17 protein-coding genes are annotated in these 15,502 nt (G+C 60.9%); 7 read left to right on the forward strand and 10 right to left on the reverse strand.

Annotation, left to right across the window (positions count from 1 at the left end; all coding sequences use genetic code 11):
• Positions 1-27: 27 nt before the first annotated feature.
• The 10 genes from AB4Z53_RS22950 to AB4Z53_RS22995 all read right to left on the reverse strand — a co-directional run bounded on the left by AB4Z53_RS22950 (position 28) and on the right by AB4Z53_RS22995 (position 8,943).
• A complete protein-coding gene (locus AB4Z53_RS22950; RefSeq protein ID WP_441597824.1) occupies positions 28-279 on the reverse strand; it encodes a DUF1344 domain-containing protein in 252 nt (83 codons plus the stop codon).
• A 171-nt stretch (positions 280-450) separates the two neighbouring features.
• Positions 451-3,102: an FtsX-like permease family protein gene (locus tag AB4Z53_RS22955; protein WP_441597825.1), complete on the reverse strand. Its 2,652-nt coding sequence runs from the start codon at positions 3,100-3,102 to the stop codon at positions 451-453.
• 12 nt (positions 3,103-3,114) lie between these two features.
• Positions 3,115-3,780, reverse strand: a complete 666-nt coding sequence (locus AB4Z53_RS22960; RefSeq protein ID WP_441597826.1) for an ABC transporter ATP-binding protein — start codon at positions 3,778-3,780, stop codon at positions 3,115-3,117.
• Complete coding sequence (locus AB4Z53_RS22965; RefSeq protein WP_113540289.1) at positions 3,773-4,435, reverse strand: ABC transporter ATP-binding protein; 663 nt, start codon at positions 4,433-4,435, stop codon at positions 3,773-3,775. Before AB4Z53_RS22965 ends, AB4Z53_RS22960 begins: the two co-directional genes overlap by 8 nt.
• 1 nt (position 4,436) lies before the next feature.
• Complete coding sequence (locus AB4Z53_RS22970; protein WP_441597898.1) at positions 4,437-5,030, reverse strand: hypothetical protein; 594 nt, start codon at positions 5,028-5,030, stop codon at positions 4,437-4,439.
• 283 nt (positions 5,031-5,313) lie between these two features.
• Positions 5,314-5,967 (reverse strand): response regulator, encoded by a 654-nt coding sequence (locus tag AB4Z53_RS22975; RefSeq protein ID WP_441597899.1) that lies wholly within the window; start codon positions 5,965-5,967, stop codon positions 5,314-5,316.
• Between the two features lie 297 nt (positions 5,968-6,264).
• Positions 6,265-6,777 (reverse strand): DoxX family protein, encoded by a 513-nt coding sequence (locus tag AB4Z53_RS22980; RefSeq protein ID WP_441597900.1) that lies wholly within the window; start codon positions 6,775-6,777, stop codon positions 6,265-6,267.
• A 7-nt stretch (positions 6,778-6,784) separates the two neighbouring features.
• Positions 6,785-7,588 carry an HvfC/BufC family peptide modification chaperone gene (locus tag AB4Z53_RS22985; RefSeq protein WP_441597827.1) on the reverse strand — a complete coding sequence of 268 codons (804 nt, stop codon included), beginning with the start codon at positions 7,586-7,588 and terminating at the stop codon, positions 6,785-6,787.
• Positions 7,575-8,498 (reverse strand): MNIO family bufferin maturase, encoded by a 924-nt coding sequence (bufB, locus tag AB4Z53_RS22990; RefSeq protein ID WP_441597828.1) that lies wholly within the window; start codon positions 8,496-8,498, stop codon positions 7,575-7,577. The genes AB4Z53_RS22985 and bufB overlap by 14 nt, the downstream gene beginning before the upstream one ends.
• Before the next feature lie 121 nt (positions 8,499-8,619).
• Positions 8,620-8,943 carry a BufA1 family periplasmic bufferin-type metallophore gene (locus AB4Z53_RS22995; RefSeq protein ID WP_162768917.1) on the reverse strand — a complete coding sequence of 108 codons (324 nt, stop codon included), beginning with the start codon at positions 8,941-8,943 and terminating at the stop codon, positions 8,620-8,622.
• A 226-nt stretch (positions 8,944-9,169) separates the two neighbouring features.
• Here AB4Z53_RS22995 and AB4Z53_RS23000 point away from each other — a divergent pair, with 226 nt between their 5' ends.
• The 7 genes from AB4Z53_RS23000 (at position 9,170) to AB4Z53_RS23030 (ending at position 15,500) form a co-directional block, all read left to right on the forward strand.
• Positions 9,170-9,706, forward strand: a complete 537-nt coding sequence (locus AB4Z53_RS23000; protein ID WP_113540285.1) for a sigma-70 family RNA polymerase sigma factor — start codon at positions 9,170-9,172, stop codon at positions 9,704-9,706.
• A 1-nt stretch (position 9,707) separates the two neighbouring features.
• Positions 9,708-10,346 (forward strand): NrsF family protein, encoded by a 639-nt coding sequence (locus tag AB4Z53_RS23005; protein ID WP_113540284.1) that lies wholly within the window; start codon positions 9,708-9,710, stop codon positions 10,344-10,346.
• Positions 10,347-11,222: 876 nt separating this feature from the next.
• Positions 11,223-11,723 (forward strand): NADH-quinone oxidoreductase subunit J, encoded by a 501-nt coding sequence (locus tag AB4Z53_RS23010; RefSeq protein ID WP_113540283.1) that lies wholly within the window; start codon positions 11,223-11,225, stop codon positions 11,721-11,723.
• Complete coding sequence (nuoK, locus tag AB4Z53_RS23015) at positions 11,723-12,025, forward strand: NADH-quinone oxidoreductase subunit NuoK (protein ID WP_113540320.1); 303 nt, start codon at positions 11,723-11,725, stop codon at positions 12,023-12,025. Before AB4Z53_RS23010 ends, nuoK begins: the two co-directional genes overlap by 1 nt.
• Before the next feature lie 4 nt (positions 12,026-12,029).
• Entirely contained in the window at positions 12,030-13,496 is a 1,467-nt protein-coding gene (locus AB4Z53_RS23020) for a monovalent cation/H+ antiporter subunit D family protein (protein WP_441597829.1), read from the forward strand.
• Complete coding sequence (locus tag AB4Z53_RS23025; RefSeq protein WP_113540281.1) at positions 13,493-13,747, forward strand: hypothetical protein; 255 nt, start codon at positions 13,493-13,495, stop codon at positions 13,745-13,747. Before AB4Z53_RS23020 ends, AB4Z53_RS23025 begins: the two co-directional genes overlap by 4 nt.
• Positions 13,740-15,500 carry a Na(+)/H(+) antiporter subunit D gene (locus tag AB4Z53_RS23030; RefSeq protein WP_441597830.1) on the forward strand — a complete coding sequence of 587 codons (1,761 nt, stop codon included), beginning with the start codon at positions 13,740-13,742 and terminating at the stop codon, positions 15,498-15,500. The genes AB4Z53_RS23025 and AB4Z53_RS23030 overlap by 8 nt, the downstream gene beginning before the upstream one ends.
• The last annotated feature ends 2 nt before the right edge of the window (positions 15,501-15,502 follow it).

A 15,502-nucleotide genomic window follows, 5' to 3' on the forward strand; every position in this document is an offset into this window, starting at 1 on the left:
GCGCGATTATGGCCCGCAAAATGATGTTTACTTTACCGCGTGAATGCTTGTGGCAAATAGTTTGCCACCCTTGCTTGAATAGACGACCGCGATTTTCTCGCCCACTTTAAGCGTTTCGGCTTCGATGCCTTCCGGTAGTGCGAGCGTCTTGCCGTCCGACAACGTGATCGAATCGTGTTTCTTGTCGATCGCCTTGACTGTGTCGGTCATTTCCGCAGCGACAGCAGTCGCCGTCGTCGCGGCCAATATCAGCCCAATTGCGATGATGGGATTTTTCATGTCACTCACTCCTATTTGGGTTGCCTTTCGATACCGGGCCTTCAGGCATGCGGCCGTATCTGGGGGACTGAACCCAGCTTGAAGCCCGATGTTTGCGGGGGCGTTTCCCGAACCATACGGATCAGTAAGGTGCGCTTGCTGCAGTAGCGTCGGGCATGTTCAACGGAGCGCTCAGAACTCCCTCAGATACTCCGTATCGCGTGCTCGCTGTGGCCGCGCGACCACAACCGCCACGATGACCGCCGCCAGCACCAGCAACAATACGATACCGAGATAGACCCAAGGGACAGACAGTGTTTCGGGCGGAGGATCGAAGACGCCGGTCAGTAGCTTCACCAGCATCCATGCCGTCGTTGTCCCCGAGATAAGACCATAGGAAACGCCGCCGACCACAACGAGAAGCCCCTCACTCCAGAGAAAGGCAGACAGTTGCCGGCGCGTCGCGCCAATGGCGCTCAAAATAGCGAAGTTCCTGCGCCGCTCGATCATGCCAAGTGCCAGCATCAATCCACCTGCCGCCGCAGCCATCATCACGGCGAAGACCAACTCTATGGCCGTCAAACCAGCCAGGTTAACCGCCGTCAGGCTCGAACCGATGAGGTGAGCAACCTCGCCTATGTCAGTGACCTTCATCGACGGGTCGGACAAAAGAAGATTGGAAGCTTGTGCCTTCAAAAGCGCTGGGTCGCGCTTGGCTCGTAACAGCAAATATTCCGAAGCTGCAAAGTCGGTCTTTTCGGCAATGTAGGAGGCATTGGCAACGAGAAAGGAGTCCTTCGGCGCGGTTGGGAACTCGCGCACGACGCCGATGAACTTAAACGGCACTGGATGATATTGATGGTCTTGAGCGCTCATCAGTCGCAAGTTGATCGTGTCGCCTGGCGCAAGTTGGAAGTCCTGGACGGTTTCCTGTGACACCAGCAGGCCGTCTGGCGTTGCGGCAAGCGCGGCGAGCATCGCCTTCGCGCTGCCGTTGCTGAAATAGGCGTCCGAAAGGCTCGTTGCACGCCCAATGCGTTGAGGATCGATGCCATAAAGATCCTGAAGGTCGGAGCCGACATAGGCGAAGCGATGCTGCATCGGTTCGGCTGCCGCAGTTTCCTGCAATGCTGCGAGCGCTTGCATATGTGCATCGGCTGGATTTGCGGAGGTACCGAAGACACTGACGTCAGCCCCGTTGGTAAGTTCTGCATCAACGCGCGCCTGTGCGCTGTAGGTCGCATTGAAAATCGCAATCGAGACGGCGAAAGAGATGGCCAGTGCCGTCATCGCAATACCGGCCGTGATCCGCCGGGCCTGCCGGGATAATGCAGCAGCGACAATCGGCGCAAGGACGCCGCAGGCCGGCCTTATCAGGGCGCGCAGAAGCCTGCCGTTGCCTGCAATGATGCTGTTGGACAAGCGCAAGCCCAGCAGGGCCAGCCCGATCCAGAGCAGGGCCGGCGCGATGAATGCCTTGTAGTCCACGGTTGTTGCCCCGACGCCCTCCGGCGCCAGTACGATCTGATAGCCCGTGCTTGCAGATTGCCAGAAAAACAAGCCCGCCGCGGCAAGGACCAGAACGTCCAGCCACAAACGTTGCCATGGTGGCGGACGAGCCTCACCGACCACACGCCGCGCCGCGCTAACGGTCGTCAGGTGCATGTCGCGCCACGCAGGCTGGAGATAAGCTGCAAAGCCAGTGGTAAGTCCGACAATCGCCACGACGCCGAGAATTGGAGCGGCCGTTGCCTGAACAAGGCGCATCCCCGGGACCAAAGGCCCCAGCCGCCACGCCGCTGCAATTCCAAGGGCAGTACCGCTGACAGCAGCGACCGCCGCTTCGCCAGCAAACAGGGTTAGGATTGTCCGGTTGGACGCGCCGCGCACCCGCAGCAAGGCCTGCTCGACACGACGGCGGGCGGCACCGGAGGACGTTACCGCGAAGGTGAGAACGATTGCCAGAACGACGCCTGGCACCCCGAGGAACAGGAACAACACGGATGCATATAGCGCGTCCTCGCGCACTGCATCGAGGCGAGAGCCCAGGTTGTCTGCGATCAGTGCCTGTCCTGAGAACTTGGCTTCCAGGTTTCGCGCGGCGCCTGCGACAAAACCAAGTGCCGATACAGGGTCTGGAGGCAGGGCACCGTGAACGAGCCTGAGATGCAATTGTAGTTTTGCCGTGTCGGGACGCGATTTTGCCTGTGCATCAAAAGCCAGCATCCAATCTGCCGGCGGAAGGATAAGCACATTGTCCGGGGGGGCCTGCGGGGCCGCCTGTGGCGCCAGCCCAACCGCCTGAAACATGGCATCGGCGTCGGGGAGGTCAACGACGCCCGCGACCTTCACCGTCAGAGGCGGCAGGTCGATCCGCTTGATCGTCACCTCGTCGCCCGGCCCGACATGCAGGTTCGCCGCGGTTTGCTGCGCGATCAGGACGCCGTCGCGGTCGCCGGCAAGATATCGGATTTCCATCGGAAAATCGCGCAAGTAGCCGCCGTCGAACGCGACCACCTCTCCAGGTCCGGTCGTCTGCACCGTGCCGCCGGTGATCGCCTCGAAGCCGGCAGCCTCCGCATAGCGCACCTGATGAACCGATTGGACAATCGTCGTTTGATCCAGCATCTTCCTTATCGCGTCCGGATCTGCGCCCGAAGTGAGTTGTATCTGCCAGTCGATCGGGACGGCGGAAATCGCGCGGGAGGTCATGGAAGCCGCCGCGCCCGCCAAAAACAGTGCGATGACGGCAAGAAGTGTGGTCGTGAGGCCGATGCCTAGTGCCGACCCCGCGACACGAACGAGCCGGTGAGTAAGAACGCCGCGGATCCATAGAACCAGCATCAGGCCCCCCTTCTATCGTGGCGTGGCCAACCGGCCATGCTCGATCGTCCAGTGGGTTGACATTCGGGCTGCGACCGCCCGGTCATGCGTCGCAATGACGAGAGCGGCAGGCGTTCCTTCAATGTGTTGCAGCACCGTGTCCATCAGGCGCTGGGCTGTTGTAGCGTCCAACTGCCCTGTCGGTTCGTCAGCTAGGATAAGCGGTGGTCGAAGAGCCAGGGCTCGCACCATCGCAACCCTTTGCGCCTGGCCGCCCGACAATTCCTCGGGCAGCTTGTCTGCAAGTTCGCCGAGACCGAAACGGGTCAGGAGGGTGTGCGCTTCTTTGCCGTCGAAGGACGGATCTTCACCTGCCAGAACGGCTGGTAGACCGACATTCTGTGCTGCGGTCAAAGCCGGAAACAAGCTCGGGGACTGAAACACAAAGCCGATCCGACGCGGGCGAAGCTGCTCGATGCTGCCAAGCGAAGGCCACTCGATCTTTCCGTTCGTCGGACGGTCCAATCCACCAAGGATATGCAGCAAGGTTGTTTTTCCAGATCCGGACGGACCGGACAAGGCGATGCGGTCACGTGCACGGATCTCGCAACCCACATCGTTCAGCACTGCAAAGCGACCGTCGCTTCCGCTTGGAAAATCTCGGTCGATGTGCCTGCAGACGGCCAGGATTTCAGTCATCTTCGACTTTCCCATCGTGCAGCCAGATGATCCTGTCGGCTTTTCGGGTCAGGGCCGTGCTATGCGTTGCGAGCAAGGTGGTGAGGCCGGCGCTGCGCCGGATTGCAAAATAGTCGATCAGTCCGCCTTCCGTATCGGCGTCGACCTCGGCGGTGGGCTCGTCGGCGACGAGGATCGGTGGGTTTGCGGCAAGAGCCACCGCAAGACCGGCGCGCGCCGTTTCACCGCCTGAAAGTTGCCAGACGAAGGCATGGGCGCGATGCTGCAACCCCACCATTTCGACAAGCTGCTCAACGCGCGCGCCGTCGGGTTTCCCGGCCAGCCGCATCTGAAAGCGGATGTTTTGCGCAACGTCGAGATGCGGGAAAAGATTGCCCGACTGGAGAAGGATACCGAAATTCGCGGCGCGGATCCGTGCCCGTGCCGCCTCGGGCCGCCGGGTCAGCCGGTTGCCGTCGATCATGACATGTCCGCCATCCGGCTCGTCCAGCCCCGTCAGACAGGATAGCAGCGTGGATTTCCCGCTGCCGGAAGGTCCGACCAGGGCAACGAACTCACCGGGCCGCAGAGATAGGCTCACCCCACGAAGGGCGAATGTCTCGTCCTCGCCTGTGTGGAAAAATCGGTAGAGTTCGTGCGCGATGAGCGTGACCATCCTAGTTCCAATGGAACGACCTGGACATCAATTGCCACTGGTCGACATTGTCGGCACCTTTCGGAGCGTACAGTTCGAGCGTGGCCAGTTTGCCCTGCCTGAAATAGAGGTAGCGCTCATTTTCAAGCCGAACCTGCTTGTTGGTCACCGCATTCGGCGCGGAGTTCGAGGTATAGACAATGCGGATCGCCGACCCCGCAGGCAGCTTTACTGCCTCAACAGTCGTGACGGTCACCGACCGCTCGGCTGCCTTGAGGGCCGGTACCTCGTTCGACTTGACGCTTTCGATGGTCGGCGCCGAGGCGGCCTTTGAGATCAAGACGGTCACGCCGTCCAGTTTGTCGACAAAACTTGCACCATCGGGGCGGTCGGAACGCGCCCAGCCCTCAGGAACTTTTATCCTGAAGCCGTCCGGAGACGCATAGTCGATGAAGACCTGCGTATCCGGTATGTCGCCGGGAGGGTTCTTTTCTGCTGGAACGGCCTTTTCTGCGGCCGCCGAACCGCCTGCAAATGTGAAAATGGGGCCAAGGCTGGCAACCGAGACAAGAGCAGCCGCGAGAATGGTCCGGGACCAGGGGGAGGTGTTTTCCATCGATGCCACCCTTCATGTGAAGCGACACCTCAATGGTAGGACAGCCAATTTACCGGCGGATCGCTCGAACAATACAGATCGGTAAGTCAGTGCAAGAAAGTGGGGTTCGAGGACCGAACGTACAGCGGCTGAAAACCGCTGGGCAAAGAGGTGCGCCTGGACGAGAACGCCAAAGAAAACCGAGGCTGCGTTGAACCGTATGGGTGGAAGTGAAGGCGATCTCAACCGGATGAGCGATGTCAGGGACGACGCGGATGGAACCGTCGGAATTGAACGGTGAACCTCACTTGATGAAGTAGCCGACCCCTCGAACTGTTTCTATCCGGTCATGACCGATCTTCTTGCGCAGGCGGCTGATATACACCTCTACGGTGTTGCTCTCGATTTCTGAGCCGAAAGCATAAAGCGCGTCAAGAATCTGGCCTTTCGACACGAGGCAACCGGGTCGGACGACCAGCTTGTCCAGAACGGCCCATTCCCGCGCGCTCAGCATCAGGCACCGACCGTCGACAACCAGCCTCCTGACAGTCTGGTCGATTACGATGCCCGGCAACTGGACCAGGGAACGCGAATTGCCCGCATAGCGCCGGGTCACCGCCAACATACGCGCTGTCAATTCGCCCAGATCGAACGGCTTGCAGAGGCAATCGTCTGCTCCGGCGTTCAGGCTGTCAATCCGATCTGACACCCGATCGTGTGGGGTCAGGATGATGACCGGAGTGCCCGTATGCCGGGCTCGCAGCGCTTGTAGCAGAGTGAGCCCGTCACCATCCGGCAGCAGCAGCTCAAGAAGTACGATGTCGTAGCCAGTCGTTTCGGTAGCTGCCCCCGCATCGGCAAGTCTTTTAAACCAGTCGATGGCATGTCCGGCAGCTGCGACGTGATCGCGAAGCTCCTCTCCCAATGCTTCATCGCCTTCGACTATCAACACTCTCACGGCATCACCGACGGTTGTGTCAGCAATGACTAAATGAGCCTGCGCTGCAACGTCAAGTCGCGAACACTCGGTATCCCCGGTGATCCTCTTTCGAGCACAGATCCCTTCCGGCAAGGGCGCCTCAGTACTCGCAGGTTGCGAGGCGATTGTCGTTCCGCCCATCAGGATCAAAATCCGCTGGACAGGGGCGACACCGGGGCCGATCCCTAGAAACGCGGGCGGACAATGCTGGACGATGTTCGCCAACCGCTCGCAGGGCAGTGGTGCCCGCCCCGGCGGCAGACGCCGTAGGCGGTTTCAGTGCTTACGGGATCCGCCGCTCCAGGCGCACAGCATGTGGTCGAGCGACAGTTTGCCGGGGCCGGAGGCCATGATGCCGAGCGCCATCGCCGCCCAGGTAATGTGGATGGGCCAACCGTCCGGCACGGTCAGCTGGACGACTATGGTCATCACCAGCAGTCCGAGGGCACCAAAGCGTGTTGCCAGGCCGAGAACCAGCAGGATGGGCAGAAGGATCTCAGCAGAACCGGCGGCAAAGGCCATAGCGGCCGGCGCCGGATAGGAGTAGGGGCCGCCGGGCAGGTGCAGCTGGAACTCCGAGCTGAACAGGAGGACTGCAACATCATTCAGTTGCAGGAATCCGTCCCACTTGCTCATGCCCGAACGGAAAAACGGAACGGCGAGCGCAAACCGCAGGACAAGCTGGGCGAGCCAGACAGGGGCGAGTGCGCCCACGGCCAGGCTTGCGCGGCGAATCCATTGGGTGTGGTCCGTGGCGTCGGCGCCATTTTGGGAGCTGGATGCGGACATCATGTTTTCATCCTCCGTGACGAATGGCTGAAAAAGCGCCGATCTCGAGCGCCGTCGCAATGACGGCGGCAAGGTCGAGCACCGGATCATGGCCTGCTGCTTCTGTCGCGGCTGCCGCCAGGGGCACGCCTTCAAGCAGCCGCAACAGCAAAATGCCGGCTCCCGGCGAAAGCTGGCGCACAATGACTTCCAGCTGGGGCCGGGCAATCAGCGCGCTCTCCGGCGCCGATGTCTTGATCCGGCCAACAGGTCCGCTTGCCCGGTTGGCGGCAAAGATCGTTGCGGCTGGATAGTCAGACCGAACAAGCCTGGTTGCCGGGTGCGGCTCGAAGACCACTTCCCCAAGTCGCCCGGGCGGAACGGCTGTGAGGCACTCGGGCCTTAGGGCCGCCGCGTCGGCCGCGTGATATGCGTCGAGCCAGGCGCGTTCGATCTGCGCCACGTCGGCAAGCCAGGGCATCGACTGCGCGTGTTCGTAGCGATCTATGAAGCCCGGAAAGTCCCGGCCATATTCGAAAAGAAGCGGCGAGGTCGGCGGCGTTTCCCGCACATGAAAGCGCGCCATGGCACGAAAGAACATCTCGCCCGTTATGCGCCTCGTCACCGGGAAGGTTGCTGCGAGCGCCTCGATCAGGCTGACGGTGACATTGTTGCGGTAGACGTTGAAGCGCATGACCGCCGCCTTGCCGTTCGGACCCGATACAAGCGCCGGCGTCGGGCACTCGGGATCGAGAAGTGGTGGCACGAAGCCGGTCGCGTAACCGCCGCCAGTATCGTTGAGCGCGATCGCAATTTTGTCAGACGCCTGCACGGATCTTCTCCCGTGGCTGCGCCTGCGCACGGCGGTCAAGGATCGCCTGTGCGGCGGTCGCTTCGCGCTTGAGCACCGGCCAGTCTGGAATGGCGCTGTCCCATTCGATCAGCGTCGGCACGGGACCGCTGCGGTTGATGACCAGCTCATAGAGTCTCCAGACCGCATCGGCTACCGGTCCATCGTGGCTGTCGATCAAGAGGAGTTCACCCTCGTCGTCTTCCTGCTCCGCATGCCCGGCAAGATGGATTTCGCCGACATGATCCAGCGGAAAATCGGCGAGATATGCGAGCGCAGAGTAGCCCTGGTTGGTGGCCGAGACGAAGACGTTGTTGATGTCGAGCAGCAGCCCGCAACCGGTGCGGTTCACCAGCTCTCGGACGAATGCCGTTTCGCTCATCGTCGAATCTGGGAAAGTGACATAGGTGGAGGGGTTCTCAAGCAGAAGCCGGCGGCCGATTGTCTCCTGGACCTCATCGATATGCTCGGCAACGCGAGCAACAGTCGCCTTTGTGTAGGGAAGCGGCAAGAGGTCATTGTAGTAGATTGTCTCATGGGTCGACCAGGCGAGATGCTCGGAGACAAGCGCCGGTTCGTAGCGCTCGACCAGGTCCTTGAAGCGCTTGAGATGCGCTCTGTCCAAGGGTTGGGGGCCGCCGATCGACATGCAGACGCCGTGTAGCGAGACCGGGAATTCCTCGCGGATCCGGGCAAGTGCGGCGTGCGGGGGGCCACCGGCGCCCATGTAGTTTTCGGCGTGAACCTCGAAGAAGCCGCCAGGCGCATCATCGGCAAGGATCGCCTGAAGGTGCTGGGGCTTGAAGCTCGTTCCGGCCAGCCCGGCAATCTTATGTTTCGGCAGGCGTGGGCTCACCAGGGCAAGTCCGCTATCTTTCGTTGAAGTGCTCATTGCCAATCCCGTTTCATTGGTGTGATGCGTGATGGCGGGAGGGAGCGTCCCTGGCCCGCCAATCTCGCAATTCCGATGCGGAACGGGGCGCGTTTACCGCTCCGTTCCGCTGCGCGTTGGATCAGGATGGCATGTCGCGGGAGAGAGGCTCGGGTGAGCCCATGCGGCCGTCGGGCAGTTTCATCGTCGTGCAGGTACCGCCATCGACAAATTTCCAGGCGTTGCCCTGATAGTCGACGGTGGAGGTTGCCTGGCACGTCGTTCCCGGTCCGGCGGCGCAATCGTTGTGGCCTTTCAGGGCGACGCCGAAGCATTTCTCCTTGCCGGCATCCATCGCGCTCTTGACCTGCGCTTCGGTGAGCGGTGCCGCGGTCGCGAGCGACGAGAGGGCGGCAGCCACAGCGCTTGCCAGCATTGCGCTGCTGATCGTGGACTTCATGGACATCATTGTATCTCCGTGTTGAACTGTTCCCGTGCGTCCTGTCTGAGGCGCACGTCTGGTTCTTCGTCGCGGAGGCTGGTGGCGTTACATAAAGTCGGCAACACGCTTTCGTGATGCCGACGCGAGCTGTCACGAGGATGTCAGTGGGCGGGACGAGATTGCCCATGCGATTTCCTTGATCGCAATGTAACAAAAGCCTGGAACCGGCGAATGAAGAGGATGGACGCGGGTGAGCGGCGCGGACGACGAACATCTCGCAAGACTTCTGCGCCAGGCCGTGGCTGGTGACGAGAAGGCCTATGGCGATTTCCTGCGCGAAGCAGCCCTGGTCATTCGCGGCTGGGCGCGGCGGTGGACGGCCGGTGGTGGCGTCGATGCCGAAGACATCGTCCAGGAGGCGCTTCTGGCGGTTCACGTCAAGCGCCACACCTGGCGAGACGATGCGCCGGTCGTTCCCTGGCTCCATGCAATCACCCGGCACAAATTCGTCGACGCCGTCCGGCGGCAGGCTCGCCGCCCGACTGTTGGTATCGACGAAATCGAGGAAACGCTTGCGAGCGCGGAAACCGAGAAGCTTCGCGACTGGGAGATCGGCCGGGCGCTGGAGGGCCTCGCACCGGGTCAACGCTCGGTCGTCAACGCGATTTCGATCGACGGCTGTTCGGTTGCCGAGGCGGCCAAGAGACTGGATATGAACGAGACGGCGGTTCGCGTGGCGCTTCATCGCGGCTTGGCTGCGATCGCCCGCCGGTTTGGACGGAACTGACATGGATACAAATGACCTCATCAAGGCCCTCGCGGCAGACAACCGGCGACCGGGCTTGTCCATGAACACCGTCTGGCGGGCTGCTGCAGCTGGAGCGATCGTGCTTGCCGGGGTCGTCTTCTTCCTGTTGCTCGGGCCGCGGCCGGATGTCGCTACCGCTGTCGAGACGCTGCGCTTCCTGTTCAAGTTCGTCGTTACCGTTGCGCTGGCGACGACGGCCTTTGCAGCCATGCGTCTTGCCGGCTGGCCGGAGGCCGAGCCGCGCAGGCTGCTGCGCTATCTGTCGATCGCGCCCTTGCTCGTGGTCGTCGGCGTTGTGCTGGAGCTTGCTTCCGTGCCGCCCGAGGCTTGGGGTGCAAGGTTGATCGGCACCAACAGTGTGCTTTGCCTGACCTTTATTCCGCTGATCGGCCTGGCGCCGCTGGCACTCTTCCTGTTGGCATTGCGTCACGGGGCGCCATCCCGCCCGGAACTCTCGGGCGCGCTTGCGGGCCTTGCCGCCGGCGGCATCGCCGCGACTTTCTATGCGGCGCACTGCCCGGACGATTCACCGCTCTTTGTCGCGACCTGGTATACGATTGCAATCCTCGGCCTGGCCCTGCTCGGGGTGATCGGCGCCCGTTTGACGGTGCGTTGGTAGGCGCAAGCGCCTGCATCCGGTCGGATCAACCGCTTGTGGCGTTGCGGACGGATCTTGGAACTTGCCCTTTTGCTCGTGATTTTTGGCGGCGCCCACGCGTCTCCTGGCTGTTTCACGACGTCCCGGCAATAGGCGCTAGCAGGACGCCTGTAGAAGCCGCTTTCGTCATGAGGCCATGAGCACAAATGCTTGAGCCTCCGCAGGGACGGAGGCCCAAGCTACGACTTTTGAAATGGAGGAATTGCGCGGCAATGCAAACCAGCACAAGTTCATCTCTGACCTGTGCTTTTTGGATGCGCAACTACAAGTATATTGTCGCAGTTGCGGCGGTCGAACGCAACGAATTTCTAGGGTTTCTGACTAATCAATTCGGGTTACGCAAGACGCGGTCAGACCGCAGTTCATACGCTTTCAGGATGTCGCCGAATTGAAGCGACTGATCACCGGCTTCTTTGTACAGTGGCGTTGTGTTCTGCTGTTCCTCACCGAGAAGACGGCTACTGTGAGCCTGATCACACGTTGCTATTCCGCTCTCGCATCCTTTTTGACTTCGAAATTGATGCCAAATTTCACGGGCGGCCGTAGCAGCCGTATCCTCTTTGGGCATGTAGCCCGGCGCATGACTGTCCCCGGTTATACTAGGTGTGCAAGGTTAGTATAGCGCCCGGTCTTCCTCGACATGCTTTATACCAAGGGTTGGCGCGGCTAATCCAGGGGATGCAGGCTTCAAGGGTTAACAACAATTTGTATTGACGACAATCATCTTGTGAAAAATCCGATAGAGGCGCACAATTTTAGAACGCATCTGAAGTGTGGCACTATCTTTTTCAGGCCGCCTCGCGCTGAACGATAGTGCGCGCGGGAGGGTCTGCGTCGATGGGCCAGGGGTTCTTCCTTCTGTTCGCGGCAGGGGCTGTCATCACAGCCCTGACAGTGGTCATGGCGCGCAATCCAGTCCATAGCGCATTGGCGCTGATGGCCTGTTTCCTGCAAATCTCGGCCATCTTCGTCCTGCTTGAGGCGCCGCTGCTCGCGGTCGTCCAGATCTTCGTCTATGTCGGCGCGATCATGGTCCTCTTCCTGTTCGTGATCATGATGATCGACGTGCGCGAAGCGGTGCTGCAGCGCTTCTTGCCCGGCGGCAATCTTCCGGCCCTGGTCCTGCTCGTCCTTTTGGGGATCGAGATGGCTGTGCTGGTGCTCTGGAGCAACCGCCTTTCGGTGGGAGAGCCCGCCGCCGCGCCAGAAGGCGATAAAATCAGGCAACTCGGCACCACTCTTTTCACTGACTACCTGCTGCCATTCGAGGTTGCCTCGGTGATCCTTCTGGCAGCCCTCGTCGGGGCCATAGTCCTGGCCCGGAAGGAGTGGCGATGATGGTTCCACTTGGCTGGTACGTCCTGCTTTCAGTCGTCCTGTTCGTGATTGGGGCCGCAGGTGTGCTGCTCAGGCGCAACATCCTGATCGTGCTGATGTCGCTCGAGCTCTTGTTGAACTCGGTGAACATCAATTTCATCGCCTTTGGACACTACTACGGTGACCTTCGCGGGCAGATCTTCGCGATCTTCGTCATCGCCATTACCGCGGCGGAGGTTGCCGTCGCCCTTGGCATTTTGGTCGCCCTCGTGAGGAACCGCGCCACCCTCAAGATTGACGACGTGACCTTGATGAAAGGATAGCGGCTTGGAACCGGTGATATCAGTCCGGCCGCTGCTTGCCGTCGCCGTTGCAGGGTTGGCGGCTCTTTCCATTCTCCTGCTCAACAAGCATGAGAAACTCCGCGACGTCGTCTCGCCGTTGGCGGCGGTCGCCATGTTTTCGATTGTCATCTCGATGGCACCGACGGTCTTGGCAGGCGGCACGGTCGAACTGCGCCTGTTCGAGATCCTCCCAGGAATTGATTTCGCGTTCCGGGTCGATGCACTCGGCATGGTGTTTGCGACCGTTTCGTCGCTCCTGTGGATCGCAGCGGCGGTCTATTCGATCGGCTATATGAAGCACCTTCACGAGCACGCACAGACCCGCTTCTTCGCGTGCTTTGCGACAAGTCTGGCGGCCGCCGTCGGCGGCGCCTTTTCCGCCAATCTGTTTACGCTGGTGATCTTCTACGAGGTGCTAAGCCTCGTGACCTATCCGCTGGTCTACCACCACGAGGACGACGAGGCCTGGGCGGGCAGTCACAAATACCTTGTCTATCTGATGGGCGCCTCGAAAAGCGTGCTTCTGGCAGCACTCGCGCTGACCTACCAGATGGCGGGATCGCTCGACTTCGTGCCCGGCGGCTTGTTGGCGAGGGTCGATGCTCCGGCGTCGCTGCTGACGGTGGTCTATTTCTGTTATCTCTTCGGTTTCGCCAAGTCCGCGGTGATGCCGATGCATGCCTGGTTGCCCGCGGCGATGGTGGCGCCGACACCGGTCAGCGCGCTGCTGCATGCCGTTGCCGTGGTCAAGATGGGCGTCTTCTGTGTGCTCAGAGTGGTGTTCCATATTTTCGGCGTGGGCCTGATGGGCAACCTGGGGCTCGGCATTGTGACAGCCTATCTCGTCTCCTTCACAATATTGATGGCGTCCATATACGCGCTGACGCGCGACGACCTTAAGGCGCGGCTCGCTTACTCGACGGTCAGCCAACTCTCCTATGTCGTGCTTGGAGCGGCTCTGCTTTCGCCGGTCGCGATGGTCGGCGGCATCCTTCACATCGCCGTGCACGCATTCTCCAAGATCACGCTCTTCTTTTGCGCCGGGTCGATCTATTGCGCGTCAGGCAAACGCAACATCAGCGACATGGCCGGCATCGGGCGCAGGCTGCCATGGACAATGGGGGCATTTTTCGTCGCTTCGCTCAGCATGATTGGCGTACCGCCGACTGCCGGCTTTATCAGCAAGTGGTATCTGACGCTCGGATCGGTCGAGGCAGGCGAGATGGCGTTCCTCGCGGTGCTCCTGGCAAGTTCCGTCCTCAATGCCGCTTATTTCCTGCCGGTCAGCTACGTCGCCTTTTTCGGGAGGACAGAGGCGTCGGAGGGTCAAAACACCATCCGCGAAATTCCCATGGTGACAATTCCGCTGGTCGCGACGGCCGCCCTGTCTGTGCTCATGGGTATATTCCCCGGCTATTTTGTCACGCTTGCAGAAGGAGTGATCCGATGATCAAGCGTCTCGTCGACTTCTTCGGGGACGCCCGATACGCAGTGCCGCGCCGCAGGCTGTTCTATCTGGTCCTGGTGCTCATCGTCGTTGCCGACTTCCTGGTCCCGCGCGAGCACTCCGAATACCTCTGGGAGCGCTTGCCGGGCTGGTCAGCCTTCTATGGTTTCGGCTCATGCGTGCTTTTGATCTTCGTTTCAAAGTTCCTCGGCCATCAAGTTGGGCTCATGCGGCGCGAGGACTATTATGACTGACTTCGTCCACCCCGCCTTGCTGTTCATTCTTGGCGCGGTAGCGATCCCGGTCCTGAAGGGGGCGATCCGCAAGGTCTATCTGGTTCTGGTCCCGGTTCTCGCCATCGTCTCGGTGCTGACGATCGAACCTGGCAGCTATGGCGCGGCCCGCTTCGTCGGCCAGGACATTTTGGTTGCCAAGGTCGACAAGCTCAGCGTCGTCTTCGCGACCGTCTTTTCGATCATGGCGCTGATCGGCACGGTCTATGCCCTGCATCTGAAGAGCGCTGGTCAGCATGTGGCCGCCTTCGTCTATGTCGGCTGCGCGCTTGGAGTGGTCTTTGCCGGCGACTACCTGACCCTTTACCTCTTCTGGGAGGGCATGGCGTTTGCATCTGCCTATCTGGTCTTTGCCGCGCAAAGCGAACGGTCGACCCGCGCAGCGTTTCGCTATCTCATGGTCCACGTTACCGGCGGCGTCTTGCTACTCGGCGGCATCGTGCACCATGGGCTATCGGCAGGCTCCTTCCTCTTCGGCCCAATTGCGGGTTCAATGGACACCGGCGCCTATCTGATCCTTGTCGGCTTTCTGCTGAATGCCGCAGTGCCGCCGCTCAATGCCTGGCTGACCGACGCGTATCCGGAAGCAACCGTGACCGGGGCGGTGTTCATGAGTGCTTTTACGACAAAGACGGCCGTCTATGTGCTCGCACGCGCCTTCCCGGGAACGGAACTTCTCGTCTGGCTTGGCACCGTAATGGCGCTCTATGGCGTTATCTACGCAGTGCTCGAGAACGATTGTCGGCGGTTGCTTGCCTATCACATCGTCAGCCAGGTGGGCTACATGGTGGCTGGCATCGGCATCGGTACGGAGTTGGCCGTAAACGGCGCCACCAGCCATGCCTTCGCCCATATCCTCTATAAGGCGTTGCTTTTCATGGGGGCAGGGGCGGTGATCCACGTCACCGGGCGCCGCAAGCTCACCGAGCTTGGCGGGCTCTACAAGACGATGCCGCTGACAGTTACACTCTACATGATCGGCGCCTTGGCGATCTCGGCCTTTCCCTTCTTCTCAGGCTTCGTCACCAAGTCGATGGTAGTGGCCGCCGCCGGCGAAGATCACCGCGCGTGGGTGATGCTGGCACTGACGATGGCCTCGTCGGGCACGTTCCTGCACACTGGTCTCAAGCTCCCGTATTTCATGTTCTTCGGGACAGATCGGAAGATCGAGGCTCACGAACCGCCGGGCAACATGCTGGTTGCGATGGCGATGGCTGCGGTGCTCTGCATCGCGATCGGCGTGTTCCCGGGGCCGCTCTACGCACTTCTTCCCTATCCGGTCGTCTTTGAACCCTATACCGGGTCCCACATCACCGAGAGCCTCGGCGTGCTGATGTTCACGGCTCTGGCCTTCGTCTTGTTCTTAAGGGCGCTCGATCCGGAAAACACCGTCAGCCTCGACACCGATTGGTTCTATCGTCGAGGCGCGCGAGCGTTCCTGTGGTTCGCCGAAAAACCGGTCGCCCGGTATGAAAAGGCGGCAAGCGAGGTCAGCGAGACCACCGTGCTGCCGTTCCTGCATGGTGCGGCGCGCGCCGGGCTCCGCATCGACCTTCGCGGCGTGGATGCTGCCGTGAACGGCCTTGCCCGAGCCATCCTGGACGGAGGCGGGACGCTGCGGCGGCTGCAGACCGGCGTCGTTACCCACTACGCATTGGCAATGATCGCCGGCGTGATTGCGGCGACCGCCATATTTGCCGTCGTCTGGCAGTAGGG

Source organism: Ensifer sp. 2TAB8 (assembly GCF_052115125.1).
Lineage (GTDB): Bacteria > Pseudomonadota > Alphaproteobacteria > Rhizobiales > Rhizobiaceae > Ensifer.

Excerpts from the sequence above, each read along its gene's own strand:
- AB4Z53_RS22970 (WP_441597898.1), bottom strand. The coding sequence starts at position 5,030 with ATGGAAAACACCTCCCCCTGGTCCCGGACCATTCTCGCGGCTGCTCTT.
- AB4Z53_RS22955 (WP_441597825.1), bottom strand. The coding sequence starts at position 3,102 with ATGCTGGTTCTATGGATCCGCGGCGTTCTTACTCACCGGCTCGTTCGT.
- AB4Z53_RS23025 (WP_113540281.1), top strand. The coding sequence starts at position 13,493 with ATGATCAAGCGTCTCGTCGACTTCTTCGGGGACGCCCGATACGCAGTG.
- AB4Z53_RS22950 (WP_441597824.1), bottom strand. The coding sequence starts at position 279 with ATGAAAAATCCCATCATCGCAATTGGGCTGATATTGGCCGCGACGACG.
- AB4Z53_RS22980 (WP_441597900.1), bottom strand. The coding sequence starts at position 6,777 with ATGTCCGCATCCAGCTCCCAAAATGGCGCCGACGCCACGGACCACACC.
- AB4Z53_RS23005 (WP_113540284.1), top strand. The coding sequence starts at position 9,708 with ATGGATACAAATGACCTCATCAAGGCCCTCGCGGCAGACAACCGGCGA.
- AB4Z53_RS22995 (WP_162768917.1), bottom strand. The coding sequence starts at position 8,943 with ATGTCCATGAAGTCCACGATCAGCAGCGCAATGCTGGCAAGCGCTGTG.
- AB4Z53_RS23010 (WP_113540283.1), top strand. The coding sequence starts at position 11,223 with ATGGGCCAGGGGTTCTTCCTTCTGTTCGCGGCAGGGGCTGTCATCACA.
- AB4Z53_RS23030 (WP_441597830.1), top strand. The coding sequence starts at position 13,740 with ATGACTGACTTCGTCCACCCCGCCTTGCTGTTCATTCTTGGCGCGGTA.
- AB4Z53_RS22960 (WP_441597826.1), bottom strand. The coding sequence starts at position 3,780 with ATGACTGAAATCCTGGCCGTCTGCAGGCACATCGACCGAGATTTTCCA.
- nuoK (WP_113540320.1), top strand. The coding sequence starts at position 11,723 with ATGGTTCCACTTGGCTGGTACGTCCTGCTTTCAGTCGTCCTGTTCGTG.
- AB4Z53_RS22965 (WP_113540289.1), bottom strand. The coding sequence starts at position 4,435 with ATGGTCACGCTCATCGCGCACGAACTCTACCGATTTTTCCACACAGGC.
- bufB (WP_441597828.1), bottom strand. The coding sequence starts at position 8,498 with ATGAGCACTTCAACGAAAGATAGCGGACTTGCCCTGGTGAGCCCACGC.